The following is a 24,313-nucleotide window of genomic DNA, read 5'->3' as shown; positions in this document are numbered from 1 at the left end:
TCAGGAAGTCAGCAGATGCTGAAAGGGGGCAGCCCAATGTTTATCGACATTGCGAAAATTGTATTGAAGGCCGGAGACGGCGGGGACGGAGCGGTGGCTTTTCACCGGGAAAAATATGTAGCTTCAGGCGGTCCGGACGGCGGAGACGGCGGCAGAGGCGGCAATATCGTTTTTCAGGTGGATGACAATCTTTCGACTCTGGCTGATTTCCGGTATAAAAGAAAATATACCGCCCAGCGGGGAGAAAATGGAAGGGGAAACCGTTGCTTTGGCAAAAGCGCGCCGGATTTGGTGGTCTGCGTACCTCGGGGCACAGTGGTGAAGGATGCCGAAACGGGCAGGGTGATTGCCGATATGTCCGGTGAGGAGCCTCAAGTAATTGCAAGAGGGGGAAAAGGCGGCTGGGGAAACACCCATTTTGCCACACCGACAAGGCAGACCCCAAGGTTTTCCAAGCCGGGTACTCCGGGGGAAGAACTGGAAGTGCAGCTGGAACTGAAGCTTTTGGCAGATGTTGGATTGGTGGGATTTCCCAATGTAGGAAAATCCACTTTGATTTCGGTGGTCAGTGAGGCGAAGCCCAATATCGCCAACTACCATTTCACCACTTTGACACCTGTTTTAGGCGTGGTGCGCATGCAGGAGGGAAAGTCCTTCGTCATGGCGGATATCCCGGGACTGATTGAGGGCGCTTGGGAGGGCGTGGGCTTGGGACATCAATTCCTTCGCCATGTGGAGCGCTGCCGGCTGCTGCTGCACATTGTGGATGTCTCCGGCAGCGAGGGCCGGGATCCCAAGGAGGATTTCCGCATCATCAACGAGGAACTGAGGAAGTTTAATCCGGAACTGGCGGAGCGGCCCATGTTGGTGGCCGGCAACAAATGCGATATTGCATCCGAGGAACAGGTTGCCGAATTCGAGGCTTTTGTCAAGGCAGAAGGATATGAGTTTTTTCCCATCATGGCGCCTATCCGCCACGGAGTGGAGGAATTGCTCAACAGGACGCTGGAGCTTCTGTCAAAGCTTCCGCCTGTAAAGCGATTTGAGCCGGATCCGATCCCGATGCAGGACGTGGAGGAACTGAAGCGCGGCAAGGTGGAGATTACCGAAGAGGACGGCGTCTATTTTGTGAAAGCGGATTGGCTGCTGAAAATTCTCAACACCATAAATTTTGACGACACGGATTCTGCCCAGTATTTCCAGCGTGTCCTGATACAAACCGGCGTGATCGACGCGCTGCGTGACGCGGGAGTACAGGAGGGAGACACGGTAAATCTCTACGATCTGGAGTTTGATTTTGTAGAGTGAGCATAAATTCTTACAGGTCGCTTGGGCGTTTTGATTGGGCGAGAAAGAAAACTTGTACGGAAACGGCAGTGAAGAGCAGCCGTTTCTGCAATTGCAAAAGAAGGTATGTATTTGGAAATGAATCAATCGAACGTGCAGGAAAATCCTGATCTGCTGAGCCCCTTGACATTGGCGTTTATTGGGGACGGGGTCTATGAACTGCTGGTACGTCAATATATTGTTGAGAAGGGAAATTGCTCTGTTAAAAAACTCCATGGGCAGAAGGTGGAATTCGTCCGCTGTGAAACGCAGGCGAAGGTTCTTGCAGAACTTATTTATCCTGTCCTTTCGGAAAAAGAGCAGGATATCTGCCTGAGAGGGAGAAATGCCCATGTGGGGCATATACCGAAAAATGCCAGTGTAGCTGATTATCACGGAGCTACTGCTTTGGAAGCTCTGTTCGGCTGGCTTTACTTAAAGGGGGAGCAGGAGAGAATACAGGAATTGTTCTCTCTTATTGTGAGAGACTATAGGGAAAGTTAGCCTGGTTTTGCGAAAGGGGCGCAGTCTATGAAAAATGGAAAAAAAGCAAAGAGCCTTGCGCTGGACTTGCTGTTTATGCTGGCTGGATCGATGGTCTATGCAGTCTCTGTCAACGCGTTTACCGCGCCGAACAATATTGCGCCCGGCGGAGTGACCGGTATTGCCACGATGCTGAATTATCTGTTTGCCACGCCGATCGGCCTTGTGGTGTTTCTCATCAACGTGCCGATTATTCTTTGGGCAGTGCTGGAAATTGGCTATAAACTGGTGGCCAAAACCATAGTTGCCATTGTGCTTTCTTCTGTTATGATCGACTTGTTTTCCTGGTTTATTCCCGTTTACCGGGGCGACCCCATTCTGGTGGCGCTGTTGGCCGGAGTGTGTGAAGGAGTCGGTCTTTCCCTGACTTTCATCCGGGGTGCAACCACTGGTGGTACAGATATGATTGCGAGATTGCTTGGCCGCAGAATGCCCCATCTTTCTATGGGAAAGCTGATGCTGGCCATTGACGGTTTGGTTGTGCTGGCTTCCGCTTTTGTATTTCAAGGAATCGATAATGCCATTTACGCCTGCATTGTTATTTTCGTATCCACTTCCATTATTGACTCTATTCTTTACGGTACGGATGTGGGTACCGGAAAACTGTTTTTTGTCATGTCTCCCAAGGTGCAAGAAATGGGAGACCGTATTATGGATGAGCTGGACCGCGGCGTGACCTATTTGGATTCCAAGGGGGGATATTCAAAAACGCCGGGAGAAACCCTGCTTTGTGCGGTAAGAAGGTTTGAAGTATATCAAATTCAGGCGATTATCAGGGAAGTGGACCGAAATGCCTTTGTCATTGTGGGGGATGCCGGGGAGATAGCAGGGGAAGGTTTCAATCCGGTTCATTCCGATGATAAACCACTGAAAGAACTTCTTCAGGGAATGAAAAGTAAAAATGATAAGAAAAAAGAAACGTGATTTTTGATAGCATTCTGATGAGCACGATAAAAAACAGGGAAGGAAAAGCCAAAAGCTTTTCCTTCCCTCGTTTCGAACGGCACTTTAGAACTGGTCGTTCTGCTCCTTGCGCATCTCAGAGTTCTGAATTTTGCTCCGATTGTTATAATCGGGAATTTCCCGCTTGGAGTTCTGGCTCTGATTCTGAGAGCGGTTCTGAGAACTCTGCTGCTGACGGTTCTGAGAAGAAGAGTTGTTGGAATTCTGGCTGGACTGGTTGTTGCTGTTGTTGTTCTGATTTTGATTGTTGTTCATTTTGTTTATCGCCCCTTTCCGATTTTATTTTTTGCAGGGGCCGCTCAAATATACAAAAAAATTTTGGATTTATATCTTAATATCGTTTAGTTCCTGCCGGTGTTTTTTTGGAAGCTTTTTCACCGCCGCAGCATAGGCGTGGTCGATCATTTCAAGAAGTTCTTTGTCCGGAAGGTCGGATAGCAGGTCTACCGTGTTAAAATAAGGCTGCTGAACAGGCGGGCAGTGGTAGCCGCGTGTGACGGCGTCGGGAAATACGCTGCGGTAAAATTCACCGGTTTCCCTGTCGCAATAAAAGGTGACTTTTGGACGGCCCTTCAGGCTGAAAAACTGCGCAAAAATCCGTGCGGCACTGTGCTCAGCTTTCACTTTTATCACGGCGGTTTCCGGTCCAAAGGGATAATCCAAAAAAGTGCCCGGCTTGCTTAGACAATAAACGATCATTTCTTTTTGTGTCATCCTTATCCCCCAAGCTTTTGATTTTTTAGTCGGAAGGAACAGAGGAAAATGCTGCCTGAATGAAAAGTCGGAACTTCAGCTTTTAAAGCCAGAAAAAAACAGTCCCTGAAAGGAAGGTTGTAAAAATGGAACTGCCATTGGTATTCCGGCAGAGAATGCAAAAATTGCTGAGCGAAGAATACGAGACGTTTCTCTCCTGTTATGAAAAGCCGCCTTATCAGGGAGTACGGCTGAATTCGCTGAAATGTGGGGAGGAAACGCTTCGGGCATGCCTGCCTTTTTCCATTTCACCTTCCCCATTTTCTCCGCTCTCTTTCTACGGTCCGGGTGAAAAGGTTGGAACTTTGCCCGCGTACCATGCAGGCATGTTCTATTCTCAAGAGCCTTCCGCGGCCTCTGCGGTTACCGTGCTGGATCCCAGACCAGGAGAACGGGTTTTGGATCTCTGCGCGGCGCCGGGAGGGAAGAGCAGTCAGATTGCCGCCCTGATGCTGGGAGAGGGGCTTCTTTGGTCCAATGAGATCGTCCGTTCACGCGCAAAAATCTTACTTTCCAATCTGGAACGTATGGGAGTGCAAAACGCTGTAGTCTCCTCCTGCCATCCCCAAAAATTGTGCGAAAGTCTGACTGGCTATTTTGACAGAGTGCTGGTGGACGCCCCCTGTTCAGGAGAGGGGATGTTCCGGCGGGAGCCGAACGCCGTGAAGGAATGGAGTCCTGAAAACGTGGCGGCGTGCGCCCAACGTCAGGGCGCAGTGCTGGATTCTGCTGCGTTGGCTGTGAAGGAAGGAGGTTACCTCGTCTATTCCACCTGTACATTTTCTGAAGAGGAGAACGAAGGGGCGGTGGAAGCGTTCCTGAGGAGGCACCCGGAGTTCCAGCTCTGTCCGGTGGAGGTGGAGTTCGGCAGACCCGCCCTGCGGATGCCTGCCAGAAGGATTTATCCCATGGAGGGCGGCGAGGGACATTTTGTAGCCAAATTCAGGCGTACCGGGGCATGTTCGTGTAGAGTTCGGCCTTTTGCAGGGCTCCTGACTGGTAAAGAACTGCATGCTGCGCAGGATTTCTACGGCAGCCTTTTTGGGAATCAAAAGCCGCAGCGCTTTGCAATATTTGGTGAGCGCCTGCTGATTTTGCCGGAAGAAATGCCGGAAACAGTCGGAATGCAGGTGCTCCGTGCGGGAATAGAACTGGGAGAACGGAGAGGAAACCGTTGGGAGCCCTCCCATTCCGTGTTCCAAAGCCGGGCTGGATGCGACTGTCTGCGTTCCGTTGACTTTGCGCCAGATGCTCCTGAATTGGCAGCTTTTTTACGTGGGGAGGAGCTGGAATGCTCCGGGAAGGGGTATACTGCGGTTTGCGTTTCCGGCGTGACGACGGGCTTCGGCAAAGCTTCCGGCGGTAAATTAAAAAACAAGTATCCGAAAGGGCTGCGGAATCTGAAGTAAAAGACTGGCCCCAAAACGAGATTACGGCTGAAAAATGTCGGGAAGAAGCTACCCTGCTGATTTCGTCGGGATGCACAGTTGTTTCCATGGTTGCCGTATTGCAGTCACCGGAGCAATGGGTTTAGATTATAATCCTGCGGTGCGTGCTGTTCAGCCCGGCATTGGTGATTATGGGGATCTCGGCAGTCGTGGCAGAGTGATAGGGCTTGATAGTAAAGAAGGAAAGCAGATGTTCACAAAGGCAGCGTGGACATCTGTTTCCTTTTCATAGGAAGGCACGGTGTTCCGGCCGTTTTGGGATTTAAAGCCTAAAACTGCGAAGGACAGCTCTGCGGGTGAGAGAACCTTCAATATCGCCACGGAAGAAATCGGCGGCCTTGAGCAAATCGGCTCTTTCCAGCGGCGCTTCAGGAGCGGTACCGGGAGAAAACAGCTTTTGTTCTGCGCACCAGTTCAGGGCGCCGGAATAGCGATGGAGGAAACTTTTATCCCCCGCCCTGAGTTTTTCGATGCGTCCTTCCACTGCAGCGCTTCGCGGCGCCAGGAGCATTGCAAGTTCCCCTTTGGTCATAGGAGTGTCAGGCCGCAGGGTGTTGTCGGAATAGACGACGGCGTGGGTGCGCTGCAGCTCTCGGAACTGGTCAAAGTCAGGGTCTTCACTGCCGGTGTCGGCAAAGGGGGACAGCTCTATCAATTCAGACACGGTCATAATGCGGTAACCTGCTTTGGTGAGAAGCTCCAGCTGTTCCCGAAGGCCGAAAGCCACAGGGGTACGCAGAGCCATGTTGTAGCCGTCCTTTTGAAAGATGATCTGTCCGCAGAAAAAGGCCTGGTCCTGGGCAAGGGCTCTGCGCACGGGCTCTGTCATCTCCCGTACCTCGGCGAGCTGCTGATCCCCAGTCTTTGCAGGCAGCCAGCCCTGCCCGTCGAAAGAGGCGGCCAGATATTGGTAATTGAGCAGGGCGCAGGCGTCGTAAGCGGTAAATACGCCGTCGATCTGGTCCACATAATGAGGCGGCCGGGTCATCTCCATCTGATAACCGTGACGGTCGGCCAGCAGCCCGTGCAGCTTTTCCATGTCTGACGTTACGTCGTCCAGCTTTCCCTGGAATTGACGCTTTCCGTAGACATAAGGCTTTTTTCCAAAGATGATGTGCCGATAGCCGTGGTTTGTAATCTGATGTCCTTCATTGAGAATCCGGTCAATCAGGCGTGGACAGTTTTGAGCGCCTCCCTTACTATCCTGTCCGAATTCCGGATAATGGTCAAAAGCCGTGCCGCCCCAAGTAGGACTTCCGGCAGGCCCGCAGACGTCAGGATAGTTTTCCGAGGTATCGCCGACAACATCAAAGACGCCCTTTGCTCCGAATTCAGCGAGAGTGTCCAGCAGCACGTCTGTAAGCGCTTCTCCGCCGAATCGGTCCGGAGCGCAGGGAAGATCCATAGGTCCGTCGTCAAAGGTCATGGCGCATACTTTTTCCGGCGTTTTGATCCGTTCAAATCGCCGTACGTAGGAGACTACGGGCTTCGGCGCAGGAAGAAGTACCGATTTTGCGAAGCGCTTGACCTTTTTTCCAAGTTTGATCAATGTGGATTCCATAAGAAGTTTCACCCTTTCTTCTGTCTGCAGTCCCTCCAGGCGCACAATATCCGGAAGGCCTGCCAGCGCATCCAGGCGGCAGGGCCTGCGTGGCTTTTTTGAAGCTTGATTTTTTGACTTTCTGCAATGGCAAGATTCCGGCAGGGCTGACAGCAGAAAGTGGCGGAGGTTCCGCCTGCCAACGCTGCTTTCAGCGATTCCAGCGTCTTTTCCCGGCATTCTATCTTGAGAAACGCCGTGCCGATTTCCTCAGGCAGATGGGCGTCGCTCCCAGCGGTGGAGATGCAGGGCTTTTGAAAACGGCCGGCAGCTGTTTGAGCCAGCTCGTTGGCCTGCAGTCTTTTTTTGGTGGCCCGCCGGTTGCAGATTTCGACGCCGTCCAACTCATGTTCCATTTCCCGGAGCATCTCGAACCGTTCCTCCACTGTTTGCGCAGTGCTCTGAAAGGGATGGGCCAGCACCGCCACTCCGCCGCAGCCGTGAATGAGCGCTGCAGCCTCTGAGAAGGGAAGGCGCCTGCCGGTGTGTGCGGGGCAGGGTACAGTGAGAAAAAGCCCCAGAAGGTGTCCTTTGTCCGTAGAATATTCTACGCCGGGTATCAACAGCACGCCTTCCCGTTCCGGCTGAGAGAAAACCTCATCGACGGGAGGAACGTCGTGATCAGTGACAGCCAGAAAATCCATGCCTGCCCTCTTTGCTGCCATGATGGCATCCGGCAGCGAAGTGCGGCTGTCGGGAGAGTGTTCCGTGTGGACGTGAAGGTCGGCTTTCAGCAGCATATCAATCGCCCCTCTTTGTCAGCGTGTTTTTCAGGTAAAGGAAAAAAGGCTTGGGATCCCGCCAGGAGAACAAGGCCTCTTTTGACTTGGGCCGGAAAGGCTCCGTTAATCCGCTAAGCGCTTTGCCGGGTTGACCATGACACAGATAGGAGAGACAGGCGAGCGTGTCGTTGAGAAGAAAACGCATGCGAATTCCCTCCTTGTATTCCGGCCCTTCACAGACAGCGGCGGCGTTTCCCGAAGCGGCTTGGACATAGCGCAGGGAAAACGGAGAACCACATTTTTCCGTCAGAGGAAAACTGCCCCATACCCGGGGATTGATCTCCAATAATTTACCGTCTTTAAATTCCACCATGGCGATACCGACGAAATGCAGGGCCTGAAGGAGTTCTACCGCATACCGGACCAGTGTGCCGTCCCAAAAGCTTTCGCAGCAAGCGGAAGGTCCGCCCTCGATGGGATATTCCCGGATTCTGCGGTGGCAAACGACGGAGACCGGCCTGCTGTTTTGATCCATGACGGCTGAAACACCGACGCCGTCCCCTGTAAGCAGCTCCTGCACCACCGGTTCCGGATCAAACCGGGCCATTTTGGAATAGGCTGCGGCAAAGTCGGATTCCTGGTATACCTTACAATAACGTTCTTCTGCGTGCAGGCCGAGCTTTTCTCCGCAGCGCGGCTTTATCACTACAGGAAACCGGGGAGGCAGCCTGTCCTCCCGGCAGTCAAATTCCTCGGGAATGGGAATGTTCAGAGTCTGGGCAAGCTCTGCTACGGCACGCTTGTCGTTGGCGCGGTCCAACACTTCGGGCGGGGAGATGAGAAACCTTGCGGTGGATGCCAATTCCTCAGAATGTCCTGCAACCTGGGAAAGCGTTGCTGCTCCAATTGGAAAGAGTACGGGGACCTGCTCTTTCTCAGCCCTGATAGAATTGCATATTTCCGCAAGCCGGGCGGGATATTCCACATCGTAACAAGAGCCGGGAACAAGAAAAACGCCTTTGGCATAGACAGAGGAAAAAGCCGGCGGCGTGCCCTGAAGCTCTGCTTCGGTCTGCGCTGTGTACACGGGGTATCCAGCTTTTCCAAGCGCCTGAACAGCTGCCAAGGAAGCGCGGTATTTTACATCGGTAAACAAAACGGGAGGAAGAGGGAGAGTCATGGAGCGCCTTCTTTCTCTAAAAAAGTGAAACGGAAAGTCAGTCTTTTTCTCATTATAACAGATTCCTGAAAGAATGGAAAGCACTTGCAATTCAGCGCATTGCTGTGCTATAATTTTGGGCATGAAATGTTACTATAACCTTATTGGAAAGAAGTGTTAGCGATGCAGGAAATCAAGGTCGAGCTGACCCAAAATCCGAAGCAGAAGCCTGCGGACGAATCAAAGCTTGGGTTTGGAAAAATTTTCACCGACCACATGTACATCATGGAATACAACCCTGAAAAGGGCTGGCATAATCCCCGGGTCGAACCCTACCACGCTATCTCTCTGGAACCCTCCGCCATGGTTTTTCATTATGGCCAGGAGATGTTTGAGGGGATGAAAGCATATAAAACAGAGGACGGCCGTATCCTGTTGTTCCGACCGGACAAAAATATTGAGCGTGCCAACAACTCCAACCGCCGTCTCTGCATTCCGGAAATTCCGGCGGAGGATTTCCTGAACGGTTTGAAGAAGCTGGTGGAGGTGGATCAGGACTGGATTCCCACTCAGCCCGGTACGTCCTTATATATCCGTCCGTTTGTCATTGCAACAGATCCTTTCCTGGGTGTGCGTCCGTCGGATACCTATCTTTTTATGATCATTCTCTCCCCCTCCGGGGCTTATTATGAGAGCGGTTTGGATCCGGTCAAAATCTGGATCGAAGACGACTATGTCCGCGCAGTTCGCGGCGGTATCGGTGAGGCGAAAACGGGCGGCAACTATGTGGCCAGCCTGAAGGCACAGGTGAAGGCCCATGACGAGGGATATTCCCAGGTTCTTTGGCTGGACGGAGTGGAACGCAAATACATTGAAGAAGTGGGCGCTATGAACATTTTCTTCAAAATTAACGGCAAGGTGGTCACTCCCGTGCTCAACGGCAGTATCCTGCCCGGGGTTACCCGCGCTTCCTGCATTGACCTGTGCAGGCATTGGGGCCTGGAGGTGGAGGAGCGCCGCATTTCTGTGGACGAGCTGGTGGCTGCAGCCAAGGATGGTTCCCTGGAAGAGTGCTGGGGCAGCGGAACCGCGGCGGTGATTTCGCCGGTGGGGCATTTGCGTTTTGAAGACAGCGTGATGCAGATTGGCGGCGGCGGAATCGGGCCTGTCAGCCAAAAGCTCTATGATACGGTCACCGGTATCCAGACGGGCAAGCTGGAGGATACGCTGGGATGGACTGTCCGTGTGAAATAAGGGTCAGTTTTGTGCGAAGAATCTCGCTTGGGTTGCATCAAAACAAAACGATAAGGTATAATGAGAAGCAGAACCTTTTGGTTCTGCTTCTTTATTTTACCCTGCGAAGGAGTGACGGTTATGCAGCGGCAAAAGGACCGGGCGCTACTGGCTTTGATTTTCATTCTCCTGTTGACTTTGCCCGGCTGTGGGACAACAGCCGGAAAAATCTCTTCCGGCAGCCGGTCTCCGGAGGAAACCGCCGTCCCGCCTGCTGTGAGTGCAGGAGAGAAGCCGGAACTTAGGGCGACGCCGGATCCGACTCCGGAGCCGCTTAAAGAATTGGAAGGAGTTATCACGGGCGCATCGAAAAGCATATTGGAGCTCCGTGCGGCCGGAGGAGAAGAGTATACCATATTCCTGACAGATGAGACGGAGCACGTCGGTGAAAGTTTAGAGCTGGGAAACAGCGCGGTGGTTTCCTATCGGGAAAGCGAATGCACCGGGCAGGGAATCAAGGCTCTAAAGCTGGAAATCAATGCGGGAAAGCATCGGGATACAATAGCCGTTCTTTTGGAATCAATGACGCTGGAAGAAAAAATAGGGCAGATGTTTTTTGTACGCTGTCCGGATAATGCGGTGGAAGAGGCGGCAAAGTTTCAATTCGGCGGTTACATTTTATTTGATGCGGATTTTCGGGGAGAGACGCCCGAGTCAATCCGGACAAAGCTTCAGCAGTATCAAAACGCTGTAAAACTCCCGCTTCTGGTAGGCGTGGACGAAGAGGGCGGAGAAGTGGTGCGCGTCAGCGATAAGCCGGGTTTTTGTGAAGAACCTTACTGGTCCCCGCGGGAGCTCTATGCGGCAGGCGGTTTGGAGCTGGTGCTCTCTGTAGAAAAGGATAAAGTAGAACTTTTGTCCTCGTTAGGCGTGAACGTGAACTTTGCCCCGGTGTGCGACATTGCCGGGGACGAGGATGATTTTATGTACAGCCGTTCCCTGGGTCAGGATGCGGAAACCACGTCGGAATTTATCCGGCAGACGGTGTTGCTCTATTCGGAACATTCCATGGGATGTGTGCTCAAGCATTTTCCGGGATATGGGGATAATCCGGATACGCACAAAGGCATCGCTTTGGATGAACGTGAGCTCACGGAATTTGAGACCAGGGATTTCCTGCCGTTTTCTGCGGGAATTCAGGAAGGGGCGGAGTGTGTGCTGGTCTCCCACAATATTGTTTCCTGTTTGGACAAAACGGTTCCCGCGTCGCTTTCCGAGGAATGGCACAGTCTGCTGCGTGGAGAGTTGGGGTTCACCGGCTGCATTATTACAGACGATTTATCCATGGGGGCCATTCGGAAGTGTTGCGACATCCAGGCAGCCGCGATTCAGGCAATCAAGGCGGGCAATGATCTGCTGTGCTGTACAGATTATGGCATCCAGCTTCCTGCGGTGATAGAAGCGGTGCGCACTGGGGAAATTTCAGAGGAAAGGATCGAAGAATCCGTCCGTCGGATTTTGGCCTGGAAGCTGAGGTTGGGGCTGCTGCCTGAGGATGCTGTCCTATCATAAATACAGCGCCTCATTCAGTGCTTCACCAACCATGGAAGTCGCACCTATCAGGTAAATTCAGCAATGCTGGTTTTGGAGGAATGGAGTGGGAAATAAGATTATTGTCTGTGGGGGAAACGGTGCGGGGAAAAGCACTTTGGGAATCTATTTGGCAAGTCAGCTGGGCTGTAAGTTTCTGGATATTGAAGATTACTATTTCCCTGAGAATCAGACGGAGAGACCCTATGAAACTGCCAGAACACGGGAAGAAGTATCCCGTGACTTGCTGGCGGACCTGAATAAATATGAAAACTGCGTTTTCGCAGCGGTGAAGGGGAATTACGGCCAGGAGGTGGAAGCACTGTTTACTTGTGCGGTTTTCATTGAGGTTCCCAGTGAACTGAGAAGTGCCCGTGTGAGAGAAAGGTCGTATCAAAAATTTGGAGACAGGATATTTCCTGGCGGGGATTTATATGAAAAAGAAAAGCGGTTTTTTGAGATGGTGGACCGGCGCTCCGCAAAGGATGTGGAAGAGTGGCTCAGTGCCGTCCGGCTTCCAACGATAAGGGTGGACGGAACCAAAACGAAAGAGTATAATGCCGCGCTGATAGTAGAAGCGTTGCGAAAGAAAGAGACTTCTTCTGTTTTTAAACTTTGATCAGCTTTTCTGTATAGTCGCGTCCACAGGGGAAAGGCGTGGGAAAGGCCAGGGCGTAGAGATCGTCTGCCCGGGCTTCAAGCCGGAATAAATTTGCAAAGCTGCCGCCCAGACGTTCAAAATCGACTGGACGCACCGCCACGGGAAGCGTGGGCGTGGCGTCTTTTAAAATCCGCGCTCCAGTTTCAGTCATACCCAGGATCCTCAGATAGAGGGGAAGTTCCGGGAGACCGGAAGGAATTTCCAGGAAAGCGCTCATGACGAGCCTGCGGATTCTGGCATGGGAATACCGTTTGGATTTTACCAGGGAATAGAGTTCTTCCAGGGAACGGGCTTCTCTGGCTGCGGTATGCAGCCTATTTTCCAAGCCTTCGCTCAGGTCGGGCAGAGCGGAAAAATCCTCTGGTTTCATCGTTCTGAGTTTACATAAAATTGAACGTTCCAACCAGGACAGAGAAGCGGGACAGTGCCCTGAGGAGAGGAGCTGCTCCAGCGTCACGCACACATTTTCCGGGACTAGGCCGGCAAGCTTTCCGCCTGTGCGCAGCAGATGGCGCAGCTCGCCGGCAGAGCGGTATTCCTGATTCTCTGCTGCACGGTCATGTCCTGCGCCTTCACGAGGGAAGGCTATAGGGGTGAGCACAGCATTCTGCCGGCGGATTGCTTTCAGATACTCAATTCCCAGAATGCAGTTTGGCTTTTGAAGAAGTGACGACGCTGTCTCCCCTAACATGGAGTGAAGAGCCGCCTCTCTGCGTTGTGCAAAAGACAGGCCTTTGCTGGGCACTTCAGAAAACGCTTCTGAAAATTTTGGAGAAAGCAATGCTTCCGCTGCCGCATCCATGCGGGCAACATCGGGTACTTCACTGCCGAATGCCAAAAGGTCACAGCGGAGGGCCTCTGCCAATGCCACACCGCCCGCGGCAAAATGTTCTGCTCCGGAACAGGCCCAGGGCAGAGGAAGTTCTACGATCAGATCCGCCCCGTTCTGCAGGGCAAGCCGTGTCCGTGCCCATTTGTCCAGAATAGCGGGCTCCCCACGCTGTACAAAGTTGCCGCTCATCACGCAGACGATCCCATCAGATATGGCTTTCATCTGATCCAAAAGCAATTTGTGACCCATATGCAGGGGATTGAATTCACAGATTACGGCAGAAATCTTCAATTTCTCCATCATTTTAAGCAAAACTCCTTGAATTTAGCTGCAAAAAGGTTTATGATAAAAAACAGTCTTACCGGCTCTGCTGCCCCAATCGTCGGTCAGTTTCGGAGGACCTGAGAGAGGCGGAAGAAAAAGAACCGTTACTCCATATATTACAGCAGCGGCCCCGCTCTTTACAAGTGGCCCTCGCTGAAAATTGAATTTTCCGGGGAATCGAAAGAGACTGAAAGGCGGGAATGCTTTTCAGCCGCTTTTTCGTGCGGTTTCCGTACGGCGAACGGACATATCTGGAAAGGAAGAAGAAAAATGAAGATTCTGGTTATCAATGCGGGAAGCTCGTCCCTGAAGTATCAGCTGATTGATATGGAAAGCGAGAAGATGCTCTGCAAAGGAAATTGCGAACGGATTGGAATGCCTGCAGGTGTGTTCACCCATAAGACGGCGGATGGGAAAGAATTGGTAAAGAAAGTCAACATGCTGGATCACACGGCGGCTTTTATGCAGGTGAAAAACGCGCTGATCGATGAGGAGTACGGTGTGATTGGGAACCTGGAGGAAGTGACGGCAGTGGGCCATCGCATTGTGCAGGGCGGTTCCCTCTTCAGCGAATCCGTACTGGTGGACGAGAAGGTAATTGAAGGGATTGAAAGCCTAATTCCCCTTGCGCCTCTGCATAACAAGGCGCATGTCCAGGGAATTCGCGCCTGCCGCGAGGTCTTTGGGCCGGAAGTGCCTGAAGTTGTGGTCTTCGATACGGCTTTCCATTCTACCATGCCCCCAAAAGCTTATATGTTCAATGTACCTTATGAATATTATGAAAAGTACGCGGTACGCCGTTATGGCTTCCACGGCACTTCACACCGGTATGTCAGTGCCCGCTGTGCACAGCTGATGGGCAGGGATATCGCGGAAACCAAGATGATCACCTGTCATTTGGGCAACGGATCTTCCATCACAGCGGTAGACGGCGGCAAATGCATCGATACCAGCATGGGGCTGACCCCGCTGGACGGCTTTATGATGGGAACCCGCACCGGAACGCTGGATCCTTCCGTGGTTACTTTCATCATGGAGAAGGAACATCTCACGCCCCGCGAAATGGACGAAGTCCTCAATAAAAAATCCGGCCTTTTGGGTATTTCCGGCGTGTCCAGCGACGACCGTGATGTAACCGCTGCCAATCAGGCGGGAAATCCTCGTGCCAAGCTTGCCCAGGACATTCTGGAATATCAGATTGCCAAGTTTATCGGCGGTTATATGGTTGCCTTGGGAGGCTGTAACGCCATCGTGTTTACAGCCGGACTGGGAGAAAATCAGGCGTCTCACCGTATGGCTGTGGGAAAATATCTCTCTTATCTGGGCGTGAAAATTGATGAAGCTCTGAACGAAGAAATGATTCATGGCAGGGAGGGTAAGATTTCTGCTCCCGATTCCAGCATTGAAGTTTATGTAATTCCCACCAATGAGGAGTTGGTGATTGCCAGGGATACCAGAGATTTGGTGGAAAAGCTGTAAGTCTGCTAAAAAGCGGAGACCGGGGAATTTTTCCTGGTCTCCGCTTTTTATAAAAGGCAAAGACAGTGGAAGATTTCCACTAATGTGAAAATTTCAATGAAAAGTTGCATTTTTGTAATCTATCGTTTATAATAGTTGAACCAGTTATGTAAACAGAGGAAACTGACGAATTTCGGAGGTAGGTTGTGAATTTGTTACATAGAATGAATAAACGGAAGCTGCTGCAGAAGACGGTGGTACTGCTGCTGGTTTGTCTGATACCTGTGGCGATGCCTGTTTCGGCCTTAGAGGACCAGAACTCTTCGTTCCCGGAAGAGACGCCGCTGTCCTCACAGATAGAAGAAACCAGCGAGGCTTCTTCAGAAGGGAACCTTCCCGAAGGCGAACTTTCCCAGGAGCCATCTTCTTCTGAGGAACCCGTAGAGGAATCCACCCTTCCTGAGGAGGGAGAAGAGACGCTGGAGAATGAGGCCAAAACCTTCCAGGCTTCGGAGCTTCTGGTCACAGGGGGACATAAGGCGTATATGCACGGCGAAAGCGGGAGAAAATTCCGGCCTGACGCCAACATGACCAGGGCAGAGGTGGCGCAGATGCTGTACAACCTTTTGGCCGCTAAGCCTGCGGTTTCCAGCTCTGTCTTTTCCGACGTAAGCCTCAGCTCCTGGTATGGGGTAGCAGTCAATACGCTGGCGAAGCTTGGGGCGCTCAATGGTTATGCAGACGGCACCTTTGACCCTGAGGCTCCCATCACTCGTGCAGAATTTGTCAAGGTGGTGGCGCTTTGCTTCCCGATGAAGACAGGTGATATTCCATTCCCCGATGTATCAGAAAAACATTGGGCAAGAAAGTATATTTCATCAGCAATAGCCTATGGATGGATTGGAGGATATAAGGACGGAACCTTCAGACCAGACAGTCCGATTTTGCGTTGCGAGGCGGCAAAGCTGATGAATGTTGCGCTGGGCAGGATGGATGAGGATTTTGCGGCAGACGCGGAGACGCAGAAATTCGTCGATGTTCCCAAGAGTCACTGGGCCTATAAGCACATTGCAGAAGCGGCAGAGCCAGTGGAAGGAGGACCCGTGGATCCTTCTGTAAATGGAGATTATGTGCGGGTGACCGCCACCAGCGGACTCAATCTGCGTTCCGGCCCCGATACCAGCTATGACAGCCTTACCGTATTGCCGCTTGGCACCGTGCTGACAGTGCTGAGCACAAAAGCCGCCCCTTGGATTCAGGTCAAGACCAGCGGCGGGACGGAGGGTTACGTGCATCAGGACTATGTGCAGGACTACACACCTGGGGCAGCTTCCAACGTGTCGGTTTCTGCCTCTTCAGCTGAGGTGAGACAGTACAAAACGCTCTATCTGGTGGGGACGGTGTCGCCTGCAGGTACTGCAATGGAGTGGAAAAGCAGCAACGAGAGCGTAGCTACGGTTTCGGAGGGTTTTGTCTATGCCAAAGCGCCCGGAACGGCCACGATCACCTATACGGACACTTTGGGGAAAAGCAAGGCTTCCTGCCAGGTTACCGTCACCTCACCGGAGGCGGTACGTGTGGCATATACAGAGCCAAATATCGTCTCAGCCGGCGCTTCCTTTGATTTGATGGCAGTGACTGATCAGACAAAGAGTGCGGTGCGTTTTACCGTAACAGGGGGAGGAAGCGGACCTTGGGAGACTTCCGACTACACGACGGAGTCCCAATCCGCCACAGGGCTGCCCACCAACACGGTGCGGCTCTTTAAAAAGTCGGTAAAGTTCAATGCTCCGGGGACGTATACGCTCAGGGCTTACTCAAAGACCGGCAGCGGATCCTACTCTACGGAATATGCCGAGTTTACCGTACTGGTGATTTCGAATTACGATGTGACTACAACGACCTATGACAACAGAAAGGCGAGTTCCGAAGTAATTGATATCATCGCACAGTTTGAAGGCTTTTTGCCCACGGTATATCCCGATACGCTGGCAGGGAATATTCCCACGGTAGGATATGGGTATGTGGTCTCCCGAAATGAGACTTTTTACAATAACGTGACGAAAACAGAAGCCCGGGCGCTTCTGGCAGATACCATTGACAGCGGTTGGTATGCATCTGCTGTAAACAGCTTCCGGAGTTCCTATAACCTGAAGATGAGCCAGTGCCAGTTTGACGCTTTGGTGAGCTTTGTCTATAACTGCGGCGGCGGAACCTTAACCGAGTCCAGCGGCGGCGAACCGGAATACGGCACAGCTCGGGTGCTGACAAACGCTGTTGTCCCGCCTTCCTCTTTCCCGGTATCCGGCACGGTCAATATCAATGACAGCGTGGTCTACCAGGATACCAGCGCAAAATCCACAAAAGTGGGAACCATCAAGCTGGGGTCCTCCCTCAGTGTGCTGGGCGTCAAAACCAATGTGGGCAACAACAAAGAGGTTTGGTATCAGGTGGAGTCCGGCAAAGTTAAGGGTTGGGCAAGAGCAGGAGATATCCGCCTTTCCGGGGATTATACACATGATCTGGCTTATGTGGACGCGATCACATTCGGAAATAACCTGACCCAGTGGAATATTGCCGGAGGGGTGCATCTCGTAGGCTTGTTTGACCGCCGTATGGCGGAAGCAAGGCTGTTCTCCTATGGGGATTATGCAGGATGCTACCGTTCAGATCCCGGGTATGATTATAATCCCGGATACACAATTCCCAGCTGGTATAATTGACAGCAAAACAGCCTCCGGCAGTTCAGTTACGCCGGAGGCTGTTTTTATTTAGAGAGGAAGGTTTGTGGAAATGGAAACGATGAATCTTGAGGATCTGATTTGCTCGCTTCGCTCGTCCAAACCCAGTCAAGGCTACCGTGCGTTTCAGCAGCTGCTGGAGATCGGCCGGGATTCCGATGTACTTTCTGGGTATCTGGAAGAATTTTTAAGCTTGTCGGAGGGAAAAAACTCCTATCTTCGAACCAGGGGCCTGCTATTGCTCTGCGCCAATGCAAAATGGGATTCAGCAGGAAAAATAAATGCTGCATTGGAACGTATCCTCGGGCACATTACAGATGAAAAGCCCATCGTTTCCCGGCAATTTATCCAGTCGCTTCCGGAATTGTTACAGGGGAAACCGGAAGTGAGGGAACAGGTCAGAGAGGCCCTGCTGAAAGCTGACCTTTCCCGGTACGCGGACAGTATGCAGCCTTTAGTGGAGCGGGATATTCAGAAGGCCTTGAGCGAGATTTAGACCCCTTGCCAGTATTTTCGATCCAGACTCCGGTACTGCACTGCTTCTGCCGCATGGGCGCTTTCTATTTTCTCGCTTCCCTCCAGATCGGCGATAGTCCGCGCTACCTTCAGCACCCGTTCATAGGCCCTGGCGGAAAATCCAAATTTCTCAAAGGCCCTCTTGAGAAGCTTTCCTGCCGGCTCTGTCAGCAAACAGGTTTCTTGGAGCAGGGAGGCCGGTATATTGGCATTACAGGTGACGTCTGTTCCTGAAAAACGCTCTTCCTGGCGTTTCCTCGCGTCATTGACCCGGACCCGGATTTCTGCCGAGCTTTCACTTTTTGTCTGGTTGGAGAGTTCGTCGAATTCTACGGGAGGCACTTCTATATGCAGATCCAGCCGGTCTAGAAGCGGGCCCGAGATTTTGGAAAGATACCGTTCAACAGTGTGGGGAGAACAAGTGCAGGGATGAGTTGGATGTCCAAAAAAACCGCAGGGACAGGGATTCATGGCGGCAATCAGCATAATGTTGCAGGGATAAGTAGCCGTGCCTCCCACTCTGGAGATGGTCACGGCGCCGTCTTCAATCGGCTGCCGCAGGACCTCCATAGCGCTGCGGCTGAATTCCGGGAGCTCGTCAAGAAACAGAACGCCATTATGAGCCAAGGAGAGTTCGCCGGGTCTGGGCGTGGGCCCGCCGCCTGCCAGGCCTGCAGTGGAGATAGTGTGATGCGGAGAGCGAAAGGGACGCTCCCGGATCAGGGAAACACCGCCGGGCACAAGCCCTGCTATCGAGTGAATTTTTGTGGTTTCAATGGATTCTGAAAAGGTCATATCCGGCAAGATGGAAGGAACGCGCTTTGCCAGCATGCTCTTTCCTGTTCCAGGCGGGCCTATGAGCAGCACGTTGTGCCCGCCGCTGGCGGCAATTTCCAGTGCGCGTTTTGCCTCAGCCTGACCCTTGACATCGGAAAAATCAGGGAGGGATTCCCGGCTCGACTTTTCCAGCAAGGGAGAGGCTGGAAAAATTTCCTCGCTTCCCCGCAGATGAGAGACCAGTTGCGGTACATCTGTTACAGGATACACGGTCAGCCCCTCCACCACAGCGCCCTCTGGAGCGTTTTGAGACGGAACGAACAGGCGCAGGAACCCCAGCTCTTTCGCCTTTACTGCCATGGGCAGCACGCCCCGGACAGGGCGGACTTCTCCAGATAGGGAGAGTTCACCGAGAAAAATACAGTCGTCTGTGCCGCATTGCAGCTGACCTGATGCCTTGAGCAGGGAGACGAGCAGAGGCAGGTCATATACCGGACCTTCCTTTTTCTTATCTGCCGGAGCCAAATTCATGGTGATACGGCTGATGGGAAAATCAAATCCGCAGTTTTTCAGAGCGGCGCGCACTCGGTCTCGTGATTCTTTGACCGCAGTGTCAGGAAGACCCACAAGTTCAAAGGCAGGCAGCCCTGCAGAGAGATCGGTTTCAACTTCTACGCCAAAGGCCTCCAAACCGAAAATACCCATACTGTATGAAGTGGCAACCATCAAAAAACCCCTTTCCATACTCTTAGTTTCCATTATACGCCAGTTGCTTTTTTGCTGCAATGTACATTTTTCTCAGGCCGAAATATTTCTTGACTAACCGGTAACTTTAGGCTATGATAGTATCCAAAAGAAGTCTGTCATGAGGTGCCAGCATGTCCGGGAATTATCATGAGCTCAGCGATACCGAACTTGTCCGTAAGGTCAAGGAGGAAGACCGTGATGCGTTTACAGAGCTCAGCGGACGTTATTTTTGGCTTATCCGTGCAAAGGCGGCTGAGTTTGAAGGCGCTTCTTCCCCTGAAAAAGAAGATTTGTGCCAGGAAGGCTTTTTAGGTCTGTTCGTGGCTGCGTGTTCTTTTAATGAAAGTTTGGCAGCTTCCTTTAAAACCTATGCCGGGGTGTGTATTTATAATCGTATGGCCAGTGCGGTACGGTTTCACGGCAGCCAAAAGAACAAGCTTTTGAATGAATCGCTGCCCCTGGATAGCGCCGATACGAACCGGATTGCTTTTGCGGAAAGTCCGGAGGCACTGCTGGAAATCCAGGAGAATTTTCAGAATATCCTAAAACGGATGGAATTGTCTTTGTCACCCTTGGAACGCAGGGTTTTAGCGCTGTATTTGAGCGGTTATGAGCGTTCTGAAATCCCTGAAAAAACAGGCATCCCCCTTAAAACCTTCGATAACGCACTGCACAGGGTAAGAAATAAGATGAAGAACCTATGAAAAAAGCCGCCAGGCTTTTTATATGCCCCGTGCTGGCAGTCGCTGGTCTCAGAGAACGGTGTCATTTCAGCCGGAAGCAACAATCCTAAACTCAAAGCGAGGTAAAATCAAATGTACGAAGACAAGACTCTCATCTGCAAGGAATGCGGCAAAGAATTTGTGTTTACAGCCGGCGAGCAGGAGTTTTATGCTGCCAAGGGCTTTGTAAACGAACCGCAGCGCTGCAAGGAATGCCGCGATGCCCGCAAAAATTCCGCAAGGCCCGAACGTGAAATGTATACGGCTGTCTGCGCATCCTGTGGAAAGGAAGCCACTGTTCCCTTTAAGCCCCGGGAAGACCGGCCCGTCTATTGCAGTGAGTGCTTTGCCCGTATGAAGGAAGAACAGATGTAAGCATCGTCTCCTCATATTGCAAAATGTGTCCCGGCAGGGCGTTGGCTTTTCCGAAAACGAGTGCGCTGATTTCTTTTGAAAAATTGGCGGTTTGTTGTGGTTGGCCTGCGGTCGGCCGGGCAAATTTTATTGTCAATCATTGAAATTTGAGGATTTCTGTATTGCAGGAATCGCTTCAGGGTATTATAATATTACATATTATTTTTGATTGGAGGAATTGAGTATGGCGGCGATCACAAAAGACACGATCATTGGCGATATTCTGGATCTCGACGGCTCTACGGCGCCTTTCTTCTTGGAGATGGGAATGCATTGCCTGGGCTGTCCTTCTGCCCGGGGGGAATCTCTGGAACAGGCTTGTGCGGTTCACGGCGTAGACCCGGACGAGCTGGTCAAGAAAATCAATGCTCATCTGCAGGATAAGTGAGCACAATAGATTGAGACAGGAGCTGCCGCCCGGCTAACGTCGTGCGGCAGCAGACTTTTTATGGGGGAATCGGGAATGGAGAGACCTCTTTTTCAGCTGGGCGGAAGGTTGGCTGCCTGTGCCCGGCTGGTACGCAGCGGCAGGCCGATGGCGGATATCGGAACAGACCATGCCTATCTGCCCATCTGGTTGATTAAGAATAGCATCGTTCCCCGTGCGGTAGCAGCCGATATCCGGTCGGGGCCGTTGGCTGCTGCCCGTAAGAATGCGGAAAAATATGGCGTGACGGAACAGCTGGCGCTGGTTTTGTCGGATGGCCTGGAAGCGCTGTCGCCTCAGGATGCAGACGACGTGGTGATCGCCGGTATGGGCGGAGAATTGATGCTGCGGATGGTAAAGGAGACGGAGTGGCTGAAAAATCCGGAGAAACGACTGATTCTGCAGCCCATGAGTTCCACTCTGGAGCTGCGCGAAGGTCTTGCGGAAAGCGGGTTTTCCGTGCAGGAAGAGATTGCTGCAGAAGACGGAGGAAAGGTCTATTCAGCCTTTTCCGTTCAATACATAAGTACAAAACCGGAAACGGACACGTTCTATCCCTATCTTGGCAAGCTGGCGCCGGGAACAGCAGCTGTCCGGCTGTACGCGGAAAAGGTGGTGCGGGAACTGAAAAACAGAGCTGTTGGCGCCGCCTGTGAGGGAAGGGAAAGAGAAGCGGAAAAACTGCGAGAGTTGGTTCGGGCTGTGGAAATCCAATTCATAGGGGAAAAAGGAGAGACGTAAAATGGCGGAAATCGGATCCATTTACGATGCAATAGATCTTATAGCGCCGTTTGACAGCGCCCTGGATTTCGACAATGTCGGGCTATTGGTAGGGGATAAAAAAGAGAAGACGGACAGAGTGCTTCTGACGCTGGATATCACCCGTAAAGTGGTGGAAGAGGCATGCTCTTTGGAAGTCAAGCTTATAGTTAGCCACCATCCGGTGATCTTTCATCCGCTTCGCAGTCTGAATTCTGCGGATATACCCTATTTGCTTGCGGAGAAGGGGATAGCCGCCCTTTGCTGCCATACCAATCTGGACCTTTCCCCGGCGTTTGGAACCAATACGGCTCTGGCAGCTGCGCTCGGACTCCGTGAATTTACTCCGGCGGAGGATGCCGGAAGGAACGCTGCAGTCTTTTGCGGAGAATTGGAACAGCCTATGGAACCGGACGAGTTTGCCGGGTATGTAAAGGAAAAGCTTAAAGCCTCCGGTTTAAAATATCATCCGGGAAGCCGTCTTGTACGCAGAGTATTCCTGTGCAGCGGCGCCGGCGGGGAGGGGCTCTCTTTCGCTGCGGCTCAGGGAGCGGACGCCTTTGTTACGGGAGAATTGAAGCACCACGAGGCATTGGAGGCTGCAGTTCGCGGAATTACTGCGGTGGAAGCGGGGCATTATGAAACGGAAAGGCCTGTGGTTCCATTTTTGGCGGCCTACTTGCAGAAAAAGTTTCCAAATGTGGAATTTATATGCTCGTCTGCGGAACAGCCGCCGATGAGATGGAAGTAATTATTCTGGAAAGGATCAGAAACTATGGCTTTGGACGGCATCTTTTTACGGCATTTGAAAAGGGAATTGGAAGAAAAGCTGATTGGAGGCAGGGTGGATAAAATCCATCAGCCGAACAGGGAAGAACTGGTGATAGCCTTCCGCACCAGGGAAAGTGCCTATAAGGTGCTGCTGTCTGCTCGGGCCAACAGCGCCCGCGTCCATTTTACCTCGGTGGCGTTAGAAAACCCGAAACAGCCGCCCATGCTCTGCATGCTGCTGCGAAAGAAGCTGCAGGGGGCAAAGCTTCTCGAAATCCGGCAGCCGGAACTGGAACGGCTTCTGCATTTTGACTTCGATGCGGTTAACGAACTGGGAGACCATGTAGTACTCACCTTGACTATGGAAATTATGGGGCGGTACAGCAATGTGATACTTACCGATGAAAACGGCAAAATTGTGGACGCCTTGAAACGGGTGGATGCGGAGATGTCCTCGCAGCGCCTGGTGCTGCCGGGAGTCGCCTATCAGCTGCCGCCTCCCCAGGAAAAACTTTGCCTGCTGAATGCTTCCAACTCGGAGGTGGTAGCCGCTGTCAAGGCTTTGCCGGGAGATGCGGCCCTGTCAAAGGCATTGCTTTCCGTACTGCAGGGAGTGTCTCCTATTGTTTGCAGGGAAATAGAGCATCGCGTGGGACGCGGGAAGGATCTTGCCGTCCGTCAGATGGATGAGGAGCAGTATTTCAGGTTGGGGTATTTCTGCCAAAAGCTGAAGGATACGGTGGAAAGGGTAGACGGATCCCCCTATCTGGCGGTTAACCGCCAGAAAAAACCGTTGGATTTCTCTTTCTTGGATATTCAGCAGTATGGTACTGCGGCGATTGTCTATGAAGAAAAGAGTTTTTCTGAATTGCTGGACCGCTTTTATCTGGAAAAGGATCAATTGGAAAGGATGCGTGCCCGGGAGCAGGATTTGCTTCGTCTTCTCTCGAATGCCTCGGAACGCCTCTCTCGGAAAATAAACGCCCAAAAGGCGGAACTGATGCAGTGCGCGCAGCGGGATGAACTTCGGATTGCGGGAGACCTGATCAGCGCAAATCTTTATACGATCCCCAAAGGTGCAGATAAGGCGGATCTGCCGAACTTTTATGAGGAGGGGACTCCGCTCCTTCAGATAAAGCTGTATCCGGCGCTGACAGCTTCTCAGAATGCGCAGAAATACTATAAGGAATACCGCAAAGCGAAAACTGCGGAAGAAAAGCTGACGGAGCAAATTGAAATTGCTCAAGATGAGATTATCTATCTGGACAGCGTATTTGAGGCTCTTTCCCGCGCAGCCACCTCGCAGGATCTGGGTGAAATACGGGCCGAGTTGATGGAACAGGGATATATCCGTAAGCTGCGAAGCAAAAAGGAAAAGCCAGCTGCAGTCAGCGCTCCCCTTACCTTTCAAACTTCCGATGGATTCACGGTTTTAGTTGGCCGCAATAACCGGCAGAATGACAGGCTTACCTTGAAAACAGCCAACAATAATGATATTTGGTTTCATACCAAGAACATCCCGGGTTCCCATACAGTGCTGGTGACCGATGGGAAAAAGCCTACGGAGACCGCGATGACGGAGGCTGCCGTACTGGCGGCGCAGCACAGTAAAGCCAAGGATTCTTCCCTGGTACCGGTAGATTATACGGAAATTCGCAATGTGAGTAAACCGCAGGGATCCAAACCCGGTATGGTAATTTATAAGGCGTATAAAACTCTGTTTGTCAATCCGGCCTGAAAGGCCACATACATATAATGGGGACAGTTCTGCCGCCAAGCGGGGGCGGGAGACACAGTTCAGAAAAACTGTATGCAGAAAGGTTTGAT

23 protein-coding genes are annotated in these 24,313 nt (G+C 52.1%); 16 read left to right on the top strand and 7 right to left on the bottom strand.

The features are described 5' to 3' along the window. Positions 1-36: 36 nt before the first annotated feature. The 3 genes from obgE to BN3911_RS05510 all read left to right on the top strand — a co-directional run bounded on the left by obgE (position 37) and on the right by BN3911_RS05510 (position 2,793). Positions 37-1,308: a GTPase ObgE gene (gene obgE, locus BN3911_RS05520; protein WP_066862500.1), complete on the top strand. Its 1,272-nt coding sequence runs from the start codon at positions 37-39 to the stop codon at positions 1,306-1,308. A 117-nt stretch (positions 1,309-1,425) separates the two neighbouring features. After that, positions 1,426-1,830, top strand: coding sequence for a Mini-ribonuclease 3 (locus BN3911_RS05515; protein ID WP_066864189.1), 405 nt, complete (start codon positions 1,426-1,428; stop codon positions 1,828-1,830). Positions 1,831-1,857: 27 nt separating this feature from the next. Then, positions 1,858-2,793 (top strand): YitT family protein, encoded by a 936-nt coding sequence (locus BN3911_RS05510; RefSeq protein ID WP_066862497.1) that lies wholly within the window; start codon positions 1,858-1,860, stop codon positions 2,791-2,793. 84 nt (positions 2,794-2,877) lie between these two features. On the opposite strand, the gene BN3911_RS05505 is transcribed toward BN3911_RS05510, so the two are convergent. After that, positions 2,878-3,087, bottom strand: a complete 210-nt coding sequence (locus tag BN3911_RS05505; RefSeq protein WP_066862494.1) for a hypothetical protein — start codon at positions 3,085-3,087, stop codon at positions 2,878-2,880. 69 nt (positions 3,088-3,156) lie between these two features. Then, positions 3,157-3,546: an MmcQ/YjbR family DNA-binding protein gene (locus BN3911_RS05500; RefSeq protein ID WP_066862491.1), complete on the bottom strand. Its 390-nt coding sequence runs from the start codon at positions 3,544-3,546 to the stop codon at positions 3,157-3,159. 125 nt (positions 3,547-3,671) lie between these two features. Here BN3911_RS05500 and BN3911_RS05495 point away from each other — a divergent pair, with 125 nt between their 5' ends. Continuing rightward, the gene (locus BN3911_RS05495; protein WP_066862488.1) at positions 3,672-4,994 is read left to right on the top strand and encodes an RsmB/NOP family class I SAM-dependent RNA methyltransferase; all 1,323 of its coding nucleotides are present in this window, start codon (positions 3,672-3,674) and stop codon (positions 4,992-4,994) included. A gap of 301 nt (positions 4,995-5,295) precedes the next feature. Here BN3911_RS05495 and BN3911_RS05490 read toward each other — a convergent pair whose 3' ends face one another. The 3 genes from BN3911_RS05490 to BN3911_RS05480 are packed head-to-tail and all read right to left on the bottom strand — an operon-like array spanning position 5,296 to position 8,535. Further along, a complete protein-coding gene (locus tag BN3911_RS05490; protein ID WP_066862485.1) occupies positions 5,296-6,594 on the bottom strand; it encodes a polysaccharide deacetylase family protein in 1,299 nt (432 codons plus the stop codon). A gap of 8 nt (positions 6,595-6,602) precedes the next feature. Beyond that, positions 6,603-7,373 (bottom strand): PHP domain-containing protein, encoded by a 771-nt coding sequence (locus BN3911_RS05485; RefSeq protein ID WP_066862483.1) that lies wholly within the window; start codon positions 7,371-7,373, stop codon positions 6,603-6,605. Position 7,374: 1 nt separating this feature from the next. Beyond that, positions 7,375-8,535 carry a carboxylate--amine ligase gene (locus BN3911_RS05480; RefSeq protein ID WP_066862480.1) on the bottom strand — a complete coding sequence of 387 codons (1,161 nt, stop codon included), beginning with the start codon at positions 8,533-8,535 and terminating at the stop codon, positions 7,375-7,377. A gap of 162 nt (positions 8,536-8,697) precedes the next feature. Between BN3911_RS05480 and BN3911_RS05475 the strand changes: the two genes are divergently transcribed. The 3 genes from BN3911_RS05475 (at position 8,698) to BN3911_RS05465 (ending at position 11,956) form a co-directional block, all read left to right on the top strand. Then, on the top strand, positions 8,698-9,768 hold the full coding sequence (locus tag BN3911_RS05475) for a branched-chain amino acid aminotransferase (RefSeq protein ID WP_066862477.1): 1,071 nt from the start codon (positions 8,698-8,700) through the stop codon (positions 9,766-9,768). A 120-nt stretch (positions 9,769-9,888) separates the two neighbouring features. Next, entirely contained in the window at positions 9,889-11,319 is a 1,431-nt protein-coding gene (locus BN3911_RS05470) for a glycoside hydrolase family 3 N-terminal domain-containing protein (protein ID WP_066862474.1), read from the top strand. Between the two features lie 85 nt (positions 11,320-11,404). Further along, positions 11,405-11,956 (top strand): AAA family ATPase, encoded by a 552-nt coding sequence (locus BN3911_RS05465; RefSeq protein WP_066862470.1) that lies wholly within the window; start codon positions 11,405-11,407, stop codon positions 11,954-11,956. Here the strand turns inward: BN3911_RS05465 and BN3911_RS05460 are convergent. Continuing rightward, positions 11,946-13,133, bottom strand: coding sequence for a tRNA(Met) cytidine acetate ligase (locus BN3911_RS05460; RefSeq protein WP_066862465.1), 1,188 nt, complete (start codon positions 13,131-13,133; stop codon positions 11,946-11,948). The genes BN3911_RS05465 and BN3911_RS05460 overlap by 11 nt on opposite strands. 291 nt (positions 13,134-13,424) lie before the next feature. Here BN3911_RS05460 and BN3911_RS05455 point away from each other — a divergent pair, with 291 nt between their 5' ends. The 3 genes from BN3911_RS05455 (at position 13,425) to BN3911_RS05445 (ending at position 17,849) form a co-directional block, all read left to right on the top strand. Next, positions 13,425-14,633, top strand: coding sequence for an acetate/propionate family kinase (locus BN3911_RS05455; protein ID WP_066862462.1), 1,209 nt, complete (start codon positions 13,425-13,427; stop codon positions 14,631-14,633). A 191-nt stretch (positions 14,634-14,824) separates the two neighbouring features. Next, positions 14,825-17,335: an S-layer homology domain-containing protein gene (locus tag BN3911_RS05450; protein WP_187127687.1), complete on the top strand. Its 2,511-nt coding sequence runs from the start codon at positions 14,825-14,827 to the stop codon at positions 17,333-17,335. A gap of 70 nt (positions 17,336-17,405) precedes the next feature. After that, positions 17,406-17,849 carry a hypothetical protein gene (locus BN3911_RS05445; RefSeq protein ID WP_066862457.1) on the top strand — a complete coding sequence of 148 codons (444 nt, stop codon included), beginning with the start codon at positions 17,406-17,408 and terminating at the stop codon, positions 17,847-17,849. Here the strand turns inward: BN3911_RS05445 and BN3911_RS05440 are convergent. After that, positions 17,846-19,372: a YifB family Mg chelatase-like AAA ATPase gene (locus tag BN3911_RS05440; RefSeq protein WP_066862454.1), complete on the bottom strand. Its 1,527-nt coding sequence runs from the start codon at positions 19,370-19,372 to the stop codon at positions 17,846-17,848. The two genes, BN3911_RS05445 and BN3911_RS05440, sit on opposite strands and share 4 nt — an antisense overlap. Positions 19,373-19,524: 152 nt before the next feature. Between BN3911_RS05440 and BN3911_RS05435 the strand changes: the two genes are divergently transcribed. The 6 genes from BN3911_RS05435 to BN3911_RS05410 all read left to right on the top strand — a co-directional run bounded on the left by BN3911_RS05435 (position 19,525) and on the right by BN3911_RS05410 (position 24,224). Next, on the top strand, positions 19,525-20,097 hold the full coding sequence (locus tag BN3911_RS05435; RefSeq protein WP_066862453.1) for a sigma-70 family RNA polymerase sigma factor: 573 nt from the start codon (positions 19,525-19,527) through the stop codon (positions 20,095-20,097). 111 nt (positions 20,098-20,208) lie between these two features. Next, positions 20,209-20,490 (top strand): zinc-ribbon domain containing protein, encoded by a 282-nt coding sequence (locus BN3911_RS05430; RefSeq protein WP_066862450.1) that lies wholly within the window; start codon positions 20,209-20,211, stop codon positions 20,488-20,490. 223 nt (positions 20,491-20,713) lie between these two features. Then, entirely contained in the window at positions 20,714-20,917 is a 204-nt protein-coding gene (locus BN3911_RS05425; protein ID WP_066862447.1) for a DUF1858 domain-containing protein, read from the top strand. Between the two features lie 75 nt (positions 20,918-20,992). Beyond that, positions 20,993-21,697, top strand: coding sequence for a class I SAM-dependent methyltransferase (locus tag BN3911_RS05420; protein WP_066864186.1), 705 nt, complete (start codon positions 20,993-20,995; stop codon positions 21,695-21,697). Position 21,698: 1 nt separating this feature from the next. Continuing rightward, on the top strand, positions 21,699-22,466 hold the full coding sequence (locus BN3911_RS05415) for a Nif3-like dinuclear metal center hexameric protein (RefSeq protein ID WP_066862444.1): 768 nt from the start codon (positions 21,699-21,701) through the stop codon (positions 22,464-22,466). A 24-nt stretch (positions 22,467-22,490) separates the two neighbouring features. Next, complete coding sequence (locus BN3911_RS05410; RefSeq protein WP_066862442.1) at positions 22,491-24,224, top strand: Rqc2 family fibronectin-binding protein; 1,734 nt, start codon at positions 22,491-22,493, stop codon at positions 24,222-24,224. Positions 24,225-24,313: the final 89 nt, after the last annotated feature.

The organism is Neglectibacter timonensis (assembly GCF_900048895.1).
GTDB classification, from domain to species: domain Bacteria; phylum Bacillota; class Clostridia; order Oscillospirales; family Acutalibacteraceae; genus Acutalibacter; species Acutalibacter timonensis.
Note: the sequence above shows the minus strand (reverse complement) of the source record. Positions and strands in the feature narration are given on the sequence as shown.

What these genes read in the sequence shown, in the direction of transcription:
- obgE (WP_066862500.1), top strand. Translation starts at nt 37, where the DNA reads ATGTTTATCGACATTGCGAAAATTGTATTGAAGGCCGGAGACGGCGGG.
- BN3911_RS05515 (WP_066864189.1), top strand. Translation starts at nt 1,426, where the DNA reads ATGAATCAATCGAACGTGCAGGAAAATCCTGATCTGCTGAGCCCCTTG.
- BN3911_RS05510 (WP_066862497.1), top strand. Translation starts at nt 1,858, where the DNA reads ATGAAAAATGGAAAAAAAGCAAAGAGCCTTGCGCTGGACTTGCTGTTT.
- BN3911_RS05505 (WP_066862494.1), bottom strand. Translation starts at nt 3,087, where the DNA reads ATGAACAACAATCAAAATCAGAACAACAACAGCAACAACCAGTCCAGC.
- BN3911_RS05500 (WP_066862491.1), bottom strand. Translation starts at nt 3,546, where the DNA reads ATGACACAAAAAGAAATGATCGTTTATTGTCTAAGCAAGCCGGGCACT.
- BN3911_RS05495 (WP_066862488.1), top strand. Translation starts at nt 3,672, where the DNA reads ATGGAACTGCCATTGGTATTCCGGCAGAGAATGCAAAAATTGCTGAGC.
- BN3911_RS05490 (WP_066862485.1), bottom strand. Translation starts at nt 6,594, where the DNA reads ATGGAATCCACATTGATCAAACTTGGAAAAAAGGTCAAGCGCTTCGCA.
- BN3911_RS05485 (WP_066862483.1), bottom strand. Translation starts at nt 7,373, where the DNA reads ATGCTGCTGAAAGCCGACCTTCACGTCCACACGGAACACTCTCCCGAC.
- BN3911_RS05480 (WP_066862480.1), bottom strand. Translation starts at nt 8,535, where the DNA reads ATGACTCTCCCTCTTCCTCCCGTTTTGTTTACCGATGTAAAATACCGC.
- BN3911_RS05475 (WP_066862477.1), top strand. Translation starts at nt 8,698, where the DNA reads ATGCAGGAAATCAAGGTCGAGCTGACCCAAAATCCGAAGCAGAAGCCT.
- BN3911_RS05470 (WP_066862474.1), top strand. Translation starts at nt 9,889, where the DNA reads ATGCAGCGGCAAAAGGACCGGGCGCTACTGGCTTTGATTTTCATTCTC.
- BN3911_RS05460 (WP_066862465.1), bottom strand. Translation starts at nt 13,133, where the DNA reads ATGATGGAGAAATTGAAGATTTCTGCCGTAATCTGTGAATTCAATCCC.
- BN3911_RS05455 (WP_066862462.1), top strand. Translation starts at nt 13,425, where the DNA reads ATGAAGATTCTGGTTATCAATGCGGGAAGCTCGTCCCTGAAGTATCAG.
- BN3911_RS05445 (WP_066862457.1), top strand. Translation starts at nt 17,406, where the DNA reads ATGGAAACGATGAATCTTGAGGATCTGATTTGCTCGCTTCGCTCGTCC.
- BN3911_RS05440 (WP_066862454.1), bottom strand. Translation starts at nt 19,372, where the DNA reads ATGGTTGCCACTTCATACAGTATGGGTATTTTCGGTTTGGAGGCCTTT.
- BN3911_RS05435 (WP_066862453.1), top strand. Translation starts at nt 19,525, where the DNA reads ATGTCCGGGAATTATCATGAGCTCAGCGATACCGAACTTGTCCGTAAG.
- BN3911_RS05430 (WP_066862450.1), top strand. Translation starts at nt 20,209, where the DNA reads ATGTACGAAGACAAGACTCTCATCTGCAAGGAATGCGGCAAAGAATTT.
- BN3911_RS05425 (WP_066862447.1), top strand. Translation starts at nt 20,714, where the DNA reads ATGGCGGCGATCACAAAAGACACGATCATTGGCGATATTCTGGATCTC.
- BN3911_RS05420 (WP_066864186.1), top strand. Translation starts at nt 20,993, where the DNA reads ATGGAGAGACCTCTTTTTCAGCTGGGCGGAAGGTTGGCTGCCTGTGCC.
- BN3911_RS05415 (WP_066862444.1), top strand. Translation starts at nt 21,699, where the DNA reads ATGGCGGAAATCGGATCCATTTACGATGCAATAGATCTTATAGCGCCG.
- BN3911_RS05410 (WP_066862442.1), top strand. Translation starts at nt 22,491, where the DNA reads ATGGCTTTGGACGGCATCTTTTTACGGCATTTGAAAAGGGAATTGGAA.